Genomic DNA, 14,244 nt, shown 5'->3' with positions numbered 1-14,244 from the left:
GGCTTAAAGCCCTAGATCCTTCTTGATCTTTAAACGAGTGCCGGTGGGTATCTCCTTGCTGCCGTGGTCGGGGAAAACAGACTTTTTATCGCCTAACTGTATAATCCAGTGTGAACCCTTACCACGCCTAACAAAGACAACGCCCTGTTCTATCAGCCATCGTTTAAACTCGCTGTAGCTCATAAAGCTACTCCCCTGCTTAAACAATAAACCAAATATATAACAAATTTGTTATATTAACAAGAGAAATATATAACAATTTTGTTTTATTTATTACCTATAATTTTTTATTATGAATCAACATAATTCAGGATTAATTCACCCAAATGAGTAAGACAATATTCTTCTGTTAAGTACCCATTACTCACCAGCGCCTTTAAAGCTTTGCCTTTATCTATAAATAATTGATGATCATACTCAGGATCTGTCAATACGTAATTCTGAGAAAGTACAGCAACAACATCCAACTGGCTGCCTTGCTTTGAATTCGGTTCCAATGTACATAAAACCTCTGCTTCTAGTAGACTTAAATCATTCATAAAAATTTACATCCTTGGATAAAACTTAATTTTAACTCATGGAAAAATGCCGATTTGGAATTGTTCCCAATATTGAAAAAGCCCTCTTTAATAAGAGGGCTTTTTCAATTATCGCTTACATATTTTCTTTGAGGCACTAATTGTCCCATCTCTGCACATAAACTTTCCATCAGCTGTACAATGCTTGATGCCGCCTTTCGATCCAGAACAAGGCTGTCGCCCCTTGCCTGCCTCCGCCACACTTATTCCCATAAAAACAATCAACAAAGTTAAAATTAATTTTTTCATACTATTTCTAAATTTACCTTAAGAATTAACGCTGAATTTTCAATGAACATAATCCAGATATACATGATCCTGCAGTAACTTGATAGCCTTCGATTTGCTGCGATTCAATTTTGCCTTTACTCGTAATTTCATCCACGAGCTTTCCACCTTCTATGCCAAGCATAGCGCGGGCAAGATGTTGTGCAATCGCAATACTTTTTAAACTTTTTGTTCTTGATGATTCATCTTCATTTACGGCTATCCATGCTAATAATATTTGCGATCTACTCAATTCAATTTGCGTGCCAAATACTGAATCAGCAAATTGATAAATCTTTTTAGGTTCACCAACCGAATCTACGCTATCAATTATTTTTTTAGCAGGAACACCAACACTTTTTACAATCGCTTCATCATCGTGGATATCAACTTTTGCAATTGGCTCTTGTTGATTAATTGGAGGAAATTCCAATTTTTTAGATTCGCTCTGTACACTAATTTGTTCTTCTTTTTGAATCGACTCGCTATTAGGACTAGAACACCCGGCTAATAAAATAGCCATCAATAAAATACCCTTTTTCATAGAATCCCCCCTTATAAATATAAGGATTAATTATCTACTAAAGACTTATCTTTTGACACTATGCATTAGCTCAAAATGAACCAATGGATAAGGTCATCTTGACACTATGCATTGGCTCATTTTGACACTTTCTTCTATATATAAATAGAATAAGTAATAGAATTATAAAAGAATGTGAAAAATCTACATTACGAAAACTGCCATTTCCTAAACTCAATCATGAGCTAATGCATTACGATTCTATTAGCAAATCCATTACAGCTTCATAACCAATCATTAGCATAACCATTACAACTTCATTACCAATCACGAGCCAATGCTTTACGGCCTTATAATCATTTATTTCTGAATCTTTCCCATTTTGATAATCAAACATTAAGCAAATGAAAATGTTTTTTAATAATCTAATGATTGACAAACAAAATAATTAACTTAATATTCATTTTATCACAGCAAAAACTGTGAACAGGCGTAGGAACCTGTTATATCATCACTGAGCGCAAATCAAAGTCGCTTATGCGGCATTTTTTTTGCCTACTGTTTAGCAGTCGTTATGGCAGGCTATTCAGGGCAACCTTCGGGTTGGCCGTACTCAGTGAACGGTATTCCTACACCCTGTTTAGTCTGTCACCATCCCGTAGGAAGGATGCTGGCAGGTATTAAAACTTGTCACTGAGAAAACGACTATGAACACTTCTAAAAGTGCGCATTCTGTTCGCACACGCATGCATTCTGCAATTGAGCACACTCCAATCTATGACTTGGCTGCGTATCACCAGCGCGAGCGTCAATTCAAACGCAAAAAACTGCTTAAAAATTTATTTGAAACCGCCATTTTCCTAAGCTTCGCTGGGTTTACTTTCCTCACATTATTCTGGGGAGTGTAAGTCATGCAAATCAAAATCCAATTAGCTCAGCTTTTGACTGAACTTGAAGCTAATCCCAGCATTGCGCCAAATCAAATCAGCATCATCCGCAATACGCTATGCACAGTTCACACTGCAGAAATGCTGCTGACAGAGCTAAAAACGGCTGATGCCATCATTTATAACTGCATCAGCAACATGACAGATGAGCAGCGCCTGCAAACGGCCATAGATAACCATCTTGATCACCTCCCGGCCCAATGGGCATTCCGACGCGCTGAACGGGAAGAAATGATTGCCGAAGGGCTCAAAGTGCTGGGAGGCAGATTATGATGCCTATGTACATGCATACAGAACTGGGCATAGAAAAGCACTGCCCGCTCTGCAATGAATATTATCCTTTCGATGAAGAATTCTTTTTTAAAAATGGTTTTAGACGTGGCGTTCAACAGTGGACTGGCCGTTGTAAAGCCTGCTATCTAGAAAGCTATCGCGGGGGAGTTTCAATATGAAAGTTCTTCTGCAAAATAAAGAATACCCAATCATTGCATCGCCTCAGCTGGCAAAACAATTGGGAATGCCTGCAGCAAGCTTCTTGCAAAAATTGTATTTCTTGCTTAACGATACGCGCAAATACAAGAACAAGAAAAATTTGACGCTGCACAGCAACCGAAAATGGTGGTTCCACACCTACGAAGAGTGGCAATCTACCCTAGGCCTTTTTAGTGTTTCCTCCATCAAACGTGCTGTCGCAAAGCTCAAAGAGCTGGGGTTAATTGAAATCAACAAGCTCGATCCAAACAAATCGATGCGGGTGAATTACTACACCATCAATTATAAAAAGCTCAAAGCAATTTTTGGCATATCCACTGGCGCCGCTAAGCCGCAGCCAGCGCCAAAGCCTGAACCCGAAAAAATTCAAGGCACTGAAGCGCCCATTCATGCAGAAGCCACAGCAGAAGATTTGGCCGCAATTCCGCGTCAAAATCGCGCACTCTATCGACAGCTGCGGCAGTATAAATTGGACATCGCCCATGACGATCCACGGCTATTGTATTGGGAAAAAATATCAAGAAAGGTACTTGCATACGCGGCATCAGCATCCAACAGACTTAATCTCAATCAGTGGCAATGGCATATGCCTGAGCAAATTCTGCCTGCAGAATTAATAAGGACATAATAATGAATATTGAAAAATACATAATTCGCGTTCAAGAGCCTCACACAAAAAAACGCAAGTTCTTTATCAGCTCAAAAAATTTGTATCGAATACTGCAGACGGATGTTTCTTACAAAACTTTCGTAGAAACCAATATTATTTGGTCACGCTTGCGGGCTGACATTGACTATCATTTCAATGAACAGCATGACACATATAATCTCTCAATCTGCGCTGTTCAGGCTATTTTGATCATAGAAAATACAGACAGAAGCTGGGCCTTATTCAATAACCTGACAGACCATATAAACAATGGTTTTCCTAACAACAAATAAGGGGAAAATTCATGTATAAAATTGATGAAGATAATGTCTATACTATTGAACAAGTCATAAATAAAGTGGCATTCATTCGGAAGTTATCAGAGCTTGGGGGCGACCAATCTACTTATCTTACTTCTGAACAAATAGCCACTATATTTATTGAACTGGAAGACCAGCTGAAAAGCATACGTTCAAAAATAGAATTAATCTGATTGCGTCATTAGCCGAGCCATCTGAATAATTTTTTCTTTTTGATTTTTATCAGCACGGTTATACAGCCCGACCAGCTCTGCCTGATCGGGCTGTATTGTTTTTGGAATGCCAAAAATGACATACATCATGTCAAAACCATAATCTTCTAGCAGCTGAACAACTCTTAAATCAAATGGTTCACCGCGTTTTTCAAATCGAATCCAGCTTTGTTCTTTTAGGCCAGCTATTTCAGCTGCTCCTGTTTGCGTAAGACCAGGAAACTTTTTTCTCTCCGATCTCAAACGATTACCTCGTTCAAGTGAAATAAAACTACTTTCCATCACATATACCTATTGAAAACTACTGTACATAGTAGTAAATTAACTTTGCACGAAATCAAACAATGCACGAAATCAGGCAATGCAAGATTCTAACCATTTTAAATTTTTGAGAGGCCATTGCAATGAGTACAACAACGAACTCAACAAATGAAAAACAAATCGTTTTTCGAGTTTCCGAAGCAATTCATCGACAAGTTCGCATTAAAGCAGCGGAAGAAGGAACTCTATCTCCAAATCAATTTGCAAGAGAAAAGCTGTTAAAGGCATTGGGAATCTCCAATTTAGACGATGAGAAAACATCATAAGCCATGGCCTTTCTGTCATTCCCAGCATTCCGAGTTTTGGTTCATATTTTTTTTTAAAAAGTACAAAAAAAATTAGTTAGTTAAGTAGCAGTGTCGGGAGCAGTAATACTTGATTAAACAAAGGGGTACTCATGAGTAAATCAATTGGCTTTTACTGCCCGCATTGCGGCGTCCGCATGCATGTATCAAGCAGAAAAAGACCATCGCCGCTTTTGCATGAATTAATTGTGTCTTGCAGAAATGATCAATGCCTTGCCAGTTTCGCTGCAAGCCTAGAAATGGTTCGCCCAATTCAAAACAGTATTAATCCTAATACTGCAGTAGTGACCGGACTGCCGCAGCACAAGCGGCAGTGGGAAGTAGAGCTTGAGCATCACCTGGCCAGTATTGAAACCCAGCTTGAAATTGATGATGCACAGAAGGTTTATATCGAAGGATTCATCTCCGCGCTCTTCCATTCTTCGACGATTGACTTAACCCGGGCGACTCTTTACCGCCAACGTCTGAAACAAATTAAACTGCTTTAAGGCCTTAATCATGAGCATGCAACACCGAATCGTCGATTATTTGAATAAGTCATTCAAATTTAAACAAAGAGGCACATGGCTGCGGGAAGGCTTATGTCCTAAGTGCTCTGAAAAAGAGTTATACGTGCATGCAGAAAATCCGCGTGTAGTAAAGTGCGGAAGGATCAACAAATGCGGTTATGAAGAGCACGTCAAAGAGATCTGTGAAGACTTATTTAAAGATTGGTCGAAAGATTACCCAAAGTCATCTGAAAATCCTCATGCTGCCGCAGACGCATATTTAAAAGAAGCGCGCGGTTTTGATACTAAACGCTTGGTGGGAAAATACACTCAAGAAGCCTTCTACAATGAACATAAATATCCTGGTCAAGTCAGCGCGACTGTACGTTTCAAAATTGCCGATGGTGTATTTTGGGAACGCTTAATTGACAGGCCTGAGCGTTTTGGCCGTCAAAAAGCAAATATTTCGGGGAAGATCACAGGACTGTATTGGACATATCACGACAAATTTGATGACCTTTGTATTTCCAATGAAGTTTGGATAACTGAAGGGATCTTCAATAGCATTGCCCTAAGCTTCAGCAGTTTGACTTCTGCAGCAACATTATCCTCAAATAATTATCCTACCCAGTTACTGTCTAAAATAAAAAAGCGCAGCGAAGAATTAGGTTTAAAAAAACTTCCTACGCTGGTTTGGGCTTTTGATAATGATATCGCCGGCAAAGACGCAGCAATTGAGTTTCATAATCGCGCTTTAAAAGAGGGCTGGGAATCTACAGCCGCCCTGCCAATTTCTTCAAATAATGAATACGACTTGGATTGGAATGATCTCTATGAACGGGATTTATTAAAAGACCAGGTACAAATCAAACGCTATAAACATTATGGCCAAGTACATGTTGCAAAAACGCCGCGCGAAGCCGCGCTGCTCATTCATATGTTCAATGAAAAAAACAGCTTCTACTTTATCCATCACTATAAAACCTATTGGTTCACATTCAACAGTGACAAGTTTCAGGCTGAATATGATTCTCAGCTGCAAATTACTGGCTCCACTGAAGAAGCAAAAATAGAAGCCACAAAAAAAGTCAGCAATATTGAAATGATCTGCGATGCAACGTTAAAAGGCCTATATTTCCAGCGCAATATCGCAACAAATGAGGCTTGGTATTATTTCAAAATACAACGTGGCCATCGCGACATTATTAAAGAAACATTCACATCTGCAGAGCTGACTTCAAAAGCCAACTTCACCAACCGCCTTCTCGATATTTCACCCGGCGTCTGGTGGACTGGATCTGACAAGCAACTGCAGACTATTCTGAAAAATGAGATCAACCCCGAACGCCTAAAAGAAGTCAAAACAACAGATTACATTGGCTACAGCAAAGAATATGCAACCTACTTATTCAAGAATCATGCTGTGCATAAAGGCAAACTTATCCCCATTAATAACAATGACTATTTTAATGCGGGTAAAAATGAGCTGAAAACTTTGGCCACTACGCCAATCATCACATTAAGCAAAGAGCCATTTATTCCTCATTGGTGGCAAAACAATTTTAAAATCAACGGTGAAAAAGGTCTCATTATTTTAGCGTGGTGGACTGGATCATATTTTGCTGAACAAATCCGTGAGGTTCACAGTTCATACCCATTCTTAGAATATGTTGGCCAAGCTGGTTCAGGTAAATCTTCCTATATTGATTTTCTATGGCGATTATCAGGCCGGAATGATCGTAAAGAAGGCATTAACCCAAACAGTTCATCTATCGTTGCTGTACACCGCAGCATGGCTCAAGTTTCAAACCTGCCTATTGTTTTCCTTGAGGGGGACCGTAAATCCGGCGACAAACAGCAAAAACAAAAATTTGACTGGGATGAACTTAAAGATGCCTTCAATGGCCAAAACATCCGTAGCCGCGGCTTAAAAACATCGGGCAATGAAACATACGAGCCGCCCTTCCGTGGTTCTATCATGATCAGTCAAAACGATCCAATGCAGGCAACTGAAGCAATTCTCAGCCGTACGCTGCAAATTATTGTCGATATGAAAGGCCATACTTACGAAAAGAAAATGATTGCCAATAAGTTGTATGGCATTGAGTTTGACGATGCGAATCGCTTCATGACTCACTGCTTGATAAATGAAGAAAAAATTCTAAATACCTTCTTTGAAAAGTGCAGCGAAATTGAAAAGCATTATCACCAGTGCGGTATTACGCATACACGTATAGCACTTTGTCATGCACAAATTGCAGCCATGATTGAAGCGCTGGCAAAGCATGTTTTGAATGAAGTCATTGATCTTGAAGAAATCGTGGACAGTCATAACATGCTTGAGCAAATGGCATTGAAACGCATGGAAGATATCTCTGACGACCATATTTTTGTCAAACAATTTTGGGAAGCATTTGAGTACGTTAATTCATCATGCACTGGCGCATTCAATCTTAATTACTACCATGACAAAGACCCCAATTTTGTCGCTATCAATTTGAATGAAGTCTATCAAGCTGCAGCCCGAAAGTTTCAATCTCTGCCTGATATTAACGATATGCGCACCCTTTTACGATCAAGCCGCAAATACAAGTTCATTGAATTGAACAAACAAGTAAAAACCAAAAATCATCCGAGCAAAGACGAGAACAGCGTTTTAGAAATTAGTGAACGCAACGTCAAGTGCTGGATATTCACCAACCCTTACCAACAACACTAGTCCCATTTAAAAAAGGAAAAAACACCATGTACAAATTAAATGTTGAAACACACATAGGTTTGAAAAACTCGCTTTTATTATCGGCAGAACTTGCTCAATTCCTTTTATCCAAAGGTTTTGCAACTTCCATGACTCCTAGAAAAAAAGTCCTTGAAGCTTTCATTGGTCTGGAGATCACTCCTGAATTATCAAAAGTTTATGTTTTTTTAGAAGACATTTTAAAAGATTCAAATTCTGAATTTTTTACCATTCAAATTGAAGCGATTCCAGCAGAACAAAAACTGAATCCAATTTTTAACAGTATTGAGATCCTGCCTGAAGAAGATCGCCTATTAGTGCTGGTATTTACAAATCAAGAAATTATGGCTGGTGTGAAGTACTGCAAAAATCATGATGAATTTCATACCCGCAAAGGTGATGTGAAAAAACATTTGATTCACCAGTGGGCTTACGCAGATGACTTCTATGCACAGCTGAATCTACCTGAATTTCCAAAACTTGAGCCAAATCCAAACCTGTTTGAAGAGGCTTTCCCGGCACTTTTAAAGTTGCTTATTTTGGATGCAATAAAGACAAAAATGTCTGAACAGAAAAATTCAAAACCTTTTCACTAATTTTTAACAAGCACACATACAGAAGCGGCCACTTCTGTATGTGTCACACAACTACTGGAGAGCAATTATGCAAAACGATTCTAACGTAGAAACATCACAAGCGGAAATTCCAGCTTATCTGCAGTGTGAACCACGCACTTATAAAGTGAAATTAGACTCAGTTCATGAATTTACCTGTGATTTGGAATTCACTGTCATCATCAAGTGTACGAATGAAGAACTTCATGAACACAATAATTTTTGGTCGAACAGTGAATACCGGCTCAAAAAAAATAATGGCGATATCGTTGCTGTCATTTTAAAAATGATCGGCCGAAAAGTTTTTTGGGCTTGCTATGGAGGGAAAGACGTTGTCAGTTCGGATCATGCTTCAAGTTGGGGAATCAACTCAATTTTTCATGAAGAAGGTTGGGGGCATGAATCTTTTGAAATCACAAAACTGAATTTCGACAATTATGTTGACGATGATGCATTTGAATTCGAGCCTGTAAAACCGGGGGCTCAATCATGCTAAATGGACCTTACCTATCCAATGCAGTTTTAACACCGGAGCAGATTCACCCGAACTTTTTCAAAGCGAATAAAAAGCTGCCGCACGTTTGTTGTAAGCGAACATCTCAATTCAATTATTTGGTTCCGCTATCTGAATGCGAGATTGAACATCGAAAACGCTGGGCGAAAATTCAAATTATTAGATTGGCAAATATCCCAAGCAACGCAGTTATAGGAGCATAAATAATGAAACGTAAAGTTTTTAAAGTTGTCCGTGGTGGATGGTGGCCATGTGAAGAACGAGTTTTATCTTCTTTATTAAAAGATAACTACCCTTTGCATTTTATTGCAGATGTGTTGGGTAGAGATTGCAGAGCTGTATACGCAAAAATTGCTCTTTTAAATCGTCAGGAAACAAATTTAATTAACGAGAGGCAAGCTGGATGAATTTTGAAAATATTATAGCCGCACGTAAGGCCATAACTGACAAACATGGTTGCGTTAAACCGCAGCTGATTATTCAAAGTGAAATGGCATGCCCAATCTGTACCAATGGACAAATGAGCTATCAAATTAGCCCTCATAATGGCCATATACATGCGAAATGTTCAACACCTGATTGTGTACGTTGGATGGAGTGAATTTATGATAAATGAAAATATTTTAGATAAAGTTCTATTAAAAATTATGAAGCATCTTGATGCAAAATTGGTTTTGCCTGTCGAGCATCAATTATGGAGTGAAAAAGATATTGCTAAGTATTTCAATTACTCAGAAGATTACACAAAAAAAAATATTATCCAAAATCAATATTTTCCGCCAAGCCGGCAATTGCCGACCTCCAAAGATGGCGAACGAACAGTTTCACGCTGGAAAGCAAAAGATGTCATAGATTTTGGCATGGCCTTTGATAAAAAACACATCCAGTACCACTAATCAAATCAATGCCACCGCAAGGTGGCTTTTTTACGACATTAGTTTGCTTAACCCGGACGACATATTTAATTCTTCTAAAATTTCATCATTCGTAGGGTTGTAATAAGTCAAAGCCTGTTTCGGATCCTTCCAGCCGAAAATCTTGCACAGCGTTAATGCATTTTTTACGCGCCTGGCCATTAAGCTTGCTGCTTCATGCCGCGAATCATGAAATGTGATATCAGCACCTTCCAATCCAGCTTGCTTCCGGGCTTTTCTAAATAATGCATCTCTTGACGCATCATTGATCGTAAAAACTTTTGAAGATGACTTTCTTTCAATCTTAGTGGCCAATGTCCAAAGCTGCAGCGCAAAATCATCAAGAGGAATTTTTCTAGAAGTGCCATTTTTTGTGTTCGGCAAAAAGACATATCGCTTCTGCAGAAAAACCTCATCCAGCGGCCTATTCACGATTTCACCCGACCGCATCCCCGTGGCCATAGCAATAAGCCAAATTAGCCCAACTTCTTGCATCTTTGTTTCAGGCACAGATCCTGGTGAATATTTTAATGCTGCTAAAATGGCTTGCAATTCATCTAACTCAGTCCTTCTTTCACGATGCGGCGGCTTTTTGGGCTTCCGTACATTTTCAACAGGATTAAAATCAATCCAATTCTTATCTTTTCTGCACCAGTTAAAGAATGCCGAAAGTGTTGAATAATCTCGCAAAATGCTGGAGGCCTTCAGTGGCTTAATAGACCTCTTCATAACTGAATCTTCCCATTGCTTCAAAAATTCAGATTTATAATTAATTAATGGCCAATCAACATACGGCAAATGATTCTGATAATAAGTGATGCGCTGGATCTCTTTTTTGGCCGTCTTTTTATATAAAGAAACTTCCTTTGCATAACGGCTCAATGCCTCATGAACAGTGATGACAATATCTCTGTTAAGTGCCTGATCAGTTGAGTAGTTTAAAAAGAATTCGCGCTCTTGAATTTCTGACCACTTTTTAGCTTCCGCCTTAGAACTGAGAACTTTACTTTTTCTTTGGCCATAGGCTTCAAGGTCAGCTCTCCAGCTTCCATTTTTCTGTTTATAAATAGATAAGCTCATAAAGTTAAAAGAACCCAATAACTTAGATCAAAAAAACACATCTTTAGAATGTGGAAAATGTGTGGAAACTTATACCTGAAATTACCCGAAAATACCTGAAAAAAACCCAAACGCCAGAAACGAAAAAGCCCCGAAGCCTTGTCATATAAAGGCTTCGGGGCTTTTGAGAATATTTCTATTCTGAATTCTGGTCCCGAGGGTCGGACTCGAACCGACACGTCATCTCTGACAGCGGATTTTGAGTCCGCCGCGTCTACCAATTTCACCACCTCGGGAAAGGTGTTGCAAGCTGATCAGCTTGTGGTGGCTATATTACTCTCAAACTTGAAATTGTCAATTATCTAATTTATCCGATCGCTCAATTTTAAATCAAAATCAAAAACTTTGTTTTAAAAAACATCACATATCATCAGTTTTGTGCTTTTCCAGCCTATAATGCTGATGTTTTTCTTATTTCAATACATTGAAGATGCAACTTTCTGACTTTAACTTTGATCTCCCTGACGAGCTGATCGCCCGTTACCCGCTTGAAACCCGTAGTGCTTCACGCCTTTTGCATCTTGATGCTCAAGGTCAATATCATGACCATCAATTTACAGATATTCTAAATTTACTGAATGAAGGTGATTTGCTGGTTTTGAATGATACCAAGGTCATGAAAGCACGTCTGAAAGGTAAACGTGCCACTGGGGGTGCGGTTGAAGTTTTGGTGGAACGCATGTTGGACAAGTTCATTGCGCATTGCCATATTAAAGCCAGTAACTCGCCAAAAGAAGGCGCAGAATTGTTCATTGGTCCAGATGAAGTAAAAGTCACAGTCAAAGGTCGTCATGAAAACCTGTTTATTGTCGAGTTTTCTCAGCCCATTTTAAATGTTCTAGATTTATATGGTGCTTTGCCAATTCCGCCTTATTTCAACCGTGAAGCAGAATCAATTGATACCGAGCGTTATCAGACCGTTTTTAATGACCCAACTAAACTGGCCAGTGTTGCGGCCCCGACTGCCAGTCTGCATTTTGACGAAGCTTTGTTGAAAAAACTTGAAGAAAAAGGCATCCAGAAAACCTTTGTGACCTTACATGTCGGTGCAGGAACCTTCCTTCCGGTACGGACCAATGATATTGAAAACCATATCATGCACAGTGAATGGTGTGATGTGTCTGATGAATCTATGGCGCTGATCAAAGCCACCAAAGCGCGTGGCAATAAAGTCATTGCTGTCGGTACAACTGCAACCCGTGCCACTGAAAGCGCCGCACAGGCCAATGGCGGTGAATTAAAAGGCTGGACGGGCGATACGCAAATCTTCATTTACCCGGGTTACGAGTTTAAGGTAGTTGATCGTCTGATTACCAACTTCCACCTTCCTGAATCAACGTTATTGATGCTGGTTTCAGCATTGTCGAATCGTGATAATATTTTAGCTGCCTATCATCATGCGGTAGAAGCCAAATACCGTTTCTTCAGTTATGGCGATGCCATGCTGGTTGATAAAATCACACCTTAATTATTGTTGATAATAAGAAGTACGCCATGCCGCTCGATGCTGTTAAATATTCGATTCATATTCGACGTAAAAAAAATGAACGGGTTTTTAATAATATTGCGCGGCTTTGGGAGATTGCCCGCCAGGCTCAGACGCATCAGGATATTTTAGATGCACTGCATCCCTGGAATGCCCCGATCGTGCTCAAGTTTGAAAATGTCCTCCCGCTACTTCTGGCAGCAGCAGGACTGTTTTTTATCCTGCTGATTTTTATCCACCCCGGTAATATCTGGATTCAGATCAGTCTGATCAGCGGTTTTTTTATGATTTTCTGGGCTTATATTAGTTATGAAGAAAGCAAGCCCATTGATGAAGTCATCGAATATCTGGAACAGCAAAGTATTGCTAAAAAATACAATCTTGCCTTCCAGCAACAGCCGCAACATTTTTCTGTTCCCCTGCAACCGGTTTTATTTATTGCCCATTTAAAGCGTTTATTTCCGGTCTTTAATCAGGGCAGCATTGCCAATGACTTTCCTTATTACGCCAGCACCCAATGGACCGATGATGAAGGCAAACAGCATCAGGTGATGGTGTTTCAATACCATTATGTCAATGAAATCCGGATTCGTAATAAAGACGGCAATGAAGTACAGGTGAGTGAAGTACACAAAGATTTATGGGGTGTATTTGTTTTTGATGTGGAAGTACACGGTGTGGCAGTCACTACGGCCAACAAGGAGTTTTATTATCCTTACAGTTTTCCGTGGCATACCAGTGATATTCAAGTCAACCAGAAACTGAATATTTTTGGTAGCGATGAAATGCAGATGGCAAAACTGCTCACGCCTGCATTTGTGTTGAGGCTCGATGAATTTTTTGCCCAGCGTCAAGGCGATTTAATTTTCCATCCTGATAGCCATATCTTATGTTTTTTAGGACCGGCCGATTTATTTCATATTTCAAGCCGGGCAAAAAATATTCACGATATTTCTGCATTACGTGGACACTTGCGTACTTTTAAACTACCGTATCTGGAAAGTTTACAGCGTGATTTAACGCAGTTTTTAAAATAACAATCTTGTAAATATTTGGGGACAAATAAATGGGGTTATTGATTTTTTTATTGTTGATTATTGCCGTGATTGTAGCCTGTATCATGATTCGCAATAATATTGTGCGTCATCACAATGCTTCTATTCGTTCCTGGTCAGATGTGGCAACTTATGAGCGTCAGAAGATTAAAGTTCTGGATGGCTTGCAACCTTTGGTTGAACAATATTCCAATTTTGAACAAGGCACTTTGGAAAAAGTGACCGAACTGCGGCAGAATATTTTAAATCTCAATTTAAACAATGCCGATGTTGCCCAGTTGCAACGCGTTGAAAGCCTGAATAAGGAATTAATGCAGAGTCTCAATGTCGTGGTAGAGAACTATCCTGAGCTGAAAGCCAATGAAATTTATCTAAAAATGATGAATGAAATTGAAGAACAGAATGAAAATGTCGGGGCAGCGATTACCATTTTTAACCGCAATGTTGAACTGTTTAATAACAATATTCAGATTTTTCCCAATAACATCGTCAATACCCTGTCACTCGGTAAAAAAGCCATTCGCCCCTTCCGCGATCTGGCAGCTACACAGAGTTTTGACTATCGACCGAATTTTTAAGTCGTTAATATTAGAATAAATTAGGACTTACGCAGTATTATTTATAGATTCTCTGTGGTAGCAGATGATTTTTATCGAGAATAAAGTCATCAATGAAGTTTTTGATCATTGGTCTAAATAATTCC

Annotated in this window: 21 protein-coding genes and 1 tRNA gene; 15 read left to right on the top strand and 7 right to left on the bottom strand. The window is 39.3% G+C overall.

Annotation, left to right across the window (positions count from 1 at the left end; translation table 11 throughout):
• Window positions 1-3: 3 nt before the first annotated feature.
• The 4 genes from ACE01T_RS10180 to ACE01T_RS10170 form a co-directional block, all read right to left on the bottom strand.
• The gene (locus ACE01T_RS10180; protein WP_395519219.1) at window positions 4-183 is read right to left on the bottom strand and encodes a type II toxin-antitoxin system HicA family toxin; all 180 of its coding nucleotides are present in this window, start codon (window positions 181-183) and stop codon (window positions 4-6) included.
• A 107-nt stretch (window positions 184-290) separates the two neighbouring features.
• Window positions 291-539: a hypothetical protein gene (locus ACE01T_RS10175; protein ID WP_395519218.1), complete on the bottom strand. Its 249-nt coding sequence runs from the start codon at window positions 537-539 to the stop codon at window positions 291-293.
• Window positions 540-647: 108 nt separating this feature from the next.
• Entirely contained in the window at window positions 648-791 is a 144-nt protein-coding gene (locus ACE01T_RS17725; RefSeq protein ID WP_489752750.1) for a YdcA family protein, read from the bottom strand.
• A gap of 61 nt (window positions 792-852) precedes the next feature.
• Entirely contained in the window at window positions 853-1,389 is a 537-nt protein-coding gene (locus tag ACE01T_RS10170; RefSeq protein ID WP_395519217.1) for a putative periplasmic lipoprotein, read from the bottom strand.
• Between the two features lie 686 nt (window positions 1,390-2,075).
• On the opposite strand from ACE01T_RS10170, the gene ACE01T_RS10165 reads away from it, so the two are divergent.
• The 5 genes from ACE01T_RS10165 to ACE01T_RS10145 all read left to right on the top strand — a co-directional run bounded on the left by ACE01T_RS10165 (window position 2,076) and on the right by ACE01T_RS10145 (window position 3,949).
• Window positions 2,076-2,276 (top strand): hypothetical protein, encoded by a 201-nt coding sequence (locus ACE01T_RS10165; protein WP_395519216.1) that lies wholly within the window; start codon window positions 2,076-2,078, stop codon window positions 2,274-2,276.
• Between the two features lie 3 nt (window positions 2,277-2,279).
• Window positions 2,280-2,588, top strand: a complete 309-nt coding sequence (locus tag ACE01T_RS10160) for a hypothetical protein (protein ID WP_395519215.1) — start codon at window positions 2,280-2,282, stop codon at window positions 2,586-2,588.
• Between the two features lie 175 nt (window positions 2,589-2,763).
• A complete protein-coding gene (locus ACE01T_RS10155; protein WP_395519214.1) occupies window positions 2,764-3,435 on the top strand; it encodes a hypothetical protein in 672 nt (223 codons plus the stop codon).
• A 2-nt stretch (window positions 3,436-3,437) separates the two neighbouring features.
• Window positions 3,438-3,749, top strand: a complete 312-nt coding sequence (locus tag ACE01T_RS10150) for a hypothetical protein (protein WP_395519213.1) — start codon at window positions 3,438-3,440, stop codon at window positions 3,747-3,749.
• An 11-nt stretch (window positions 3,750-3,760) separates the two neighbouring features.
• Complete coding sequence (locus ACE01T_RS10145) at window positions 3,761-3,949, top strand: hypothetical protein (RefSeq protein WP_395519212.1); 189 nt, start codon at window positions 3,761-3,763, stop codon at window positions 3,947-3,949.
• On the opposite strand, the gene ACE01T_RS10140 is transcribed toward ACE01T_RS10145, so the two are convergent.
• Window positions 3,941-4,270, bottom strand: coding sequence for a helix-turn-helix domain-containing protein (locus ACE01T_RS10140; RefSeq protein WP_395519211.1), 330 nt, complete (start codon window positions 4,268-4,270; stop codon window positions 3,941-3,943). The genes ACE01T_RS10145 and ACE01T_RS10140 overlap by 9 nt on opposite strands.
• A gap of 122 nt (window positions 4,271-4,392) precedes the next feature.
• On the opposite strand from ACE01T_RS10140, the gene ACE01T_RS10135 reads away from it, so the two are divergent.
• The 7 genes from ACE01T_RS10135 to ACE01T_RS10105 all read left to right on the top strand — a co-directional run bounded on the left by ACE01T_RS10135 (window position 4,393) and on the right by ACE01T_RS10105 (window position 9,863).
• The gene (locus tag ACE01T_RS10135) at window positions 4,393-4,575 is read left to right on the top strand and encodes a toxin-antitoxin system HicB family antitoxin (protein ID WP_395519210.1); all 183 of its coding nucleotides are present in this window, start codon (window positions 4,393-4,395) and stop codon (window positions 4,573-4,575) included.
• A gap of 131 nt (window positions 4,576-4,706) precedes the next feature.
• Entirely contained in the window at window positions 4,707-5,102 is a 396-nt protein-coding gene (locus tag ACE01T_RS10130; RefSeq protein ID WP_395519209.1) for an ogr/Delta-like zinc finger family protein, read from the top strand.
• 10 nt (window positions 5,103-5,112) lie between these two features.
• Complete coding sequence (locus ACE01T_RS10125) at window positions 5,113-7,821, top strand: toprim domain-containing protein (protein WP_395519208.1); 2,709 nt, start codon at window positions 5,113-5,115, stop codon at window positions 7,819-7,821.
• A 26-nt stretch (window positions 7,822-7,847) separates the two neighbouring features.
• Window positions 7,848-8,435: a hypothetical protein gene (locus ACE01T_RS10120; RefSeq protein ID WP_395519207.1), complete on the top strand. Its 588-nt coding sequence runs from the start codon at window positions 7,848-7,850 to the stop codon at window positions 8,433-8,435.
• Between the two features lie 67 nt (window positions 8,436-8,502).
• The gene (locus ACE01T_RS10115) at window positions 8,503-8,949 is read left to right on the top strand and encodes a DUF2528 family protein (RefSeq protein ID WP_395519206.1); all 447 of its coding nucleotides are present in this window, start codon (window positions 8,503-8,505) and stop codon (window positions 8,947-8,949) included.
• 224 nt (window positions 8,950-9,173) lie between these two features.
• Window positions 9,174-9,374: a hypothetical protein gene (locus tag ACE01T_RS10110; protein WP_395519205.1), complete on the top strand. Its 201-nt coding sequence runs from the start codon at window positions 9,174-9,176 to the stop codon at window positions 9,372-9,374.
• A gap of 150 nt (window positions 9,375-9,524) precedes the next feature.
• On the top strand, window positions 9,525-9,863 hold the full coding sequence (locus ACE01T_RS10105; RefSeq protein ID WP_395519204.1) for a hypothetical protein: 339 nt from the start codon (window positions 9,525-9,527) through the stop codon (window positions 9,861-9,863).
• A 30-nt stretch (window positions 9,864-9,893) separates the two neighbouring features.
• Here the strand turns inward: ACE01T_RS10105 and ACE01T_RS10100 are convergent, their stop codons facing one another.
• A complete protein-coding gene (locus tag ACE01T_RS10100; protein ID WP_395519203.1) occupies window positions 9,894-10,961 on the bottom strand; it encodes a tyrosine-type recombinase/integrase in 1,068 nt (355 codons plus the stop codon).
• Window positions 10,962-11,149: 188 nt separating this feature from the next.
• A tRNA-Leu gene (locus ACE01T_RS10095) sits at window positions 11,150-11,236 on the bottom strand.
• A gap of 194 nt (window positions 11,237-11,430) precedes the next feature.
• Between ACE01T_RS10095 and queA the strand changes: the two genes are divergently transcribed.
• The 3 genes from queA to ACE01T_RS10080 are packed head-to-tail and all read left to right on the top strand — an operon-like array spanning window position 11,431 to window position 14,119.
• Window positions 11,431-12,468 (top strand): tRNA preQ1(34) S-adenosylmethionine ribosyltransferase-isomerase QueA, encoded by a 1,038-nt coding sequence (gene queA, locus ACE01T_RS10090; protein ID WP_166171337.1) that lies wholly within the window; start codon window positions 11,431-11,433, stop codon window positions 12,466-12,468.
• Window positions 12,469-12,494: 26 nt separating this feature from the next.
• Window positions 12,495-13,523: a hypothetical protein gene (locus ACE01T_RS10085; protein ID WP_180174415.1), complete on the top strand. Its 1,029-nt coding sequence runs from the start codon at window positions 12,495-12,497 to the stop codon at window positions 13,521-13,523.
• Window positions 13,524-13,552: 29 nt separating this feature from the next.
• Window positions 13,553-14,119, top strand: coding sequence for a LemA family protein (locus tag ACE01T_RS10080; RefSeq protein ID WP_086195835.1), 567 nt, complete (start codon window positions 13,553-13,555; stop codon window positions 14,117-14,119).
• The last annotated feature ends 125 nt before the right edge of the window (window positions 14,120-14,244 follow it).

Origin of the sequence: Acinetobacter uliginosus (assembly GCF_044130295.1) — a bacterium.
Taxonomy (GTDB): Bacteria; Pseudomonadota; Gammaproteobacteria; order Pseudomonadales; family Moraxellaceae; genus Acinetobacter.
This window is presented reverse-complemented; position numbering and strand designations above follow the sequence as displayed.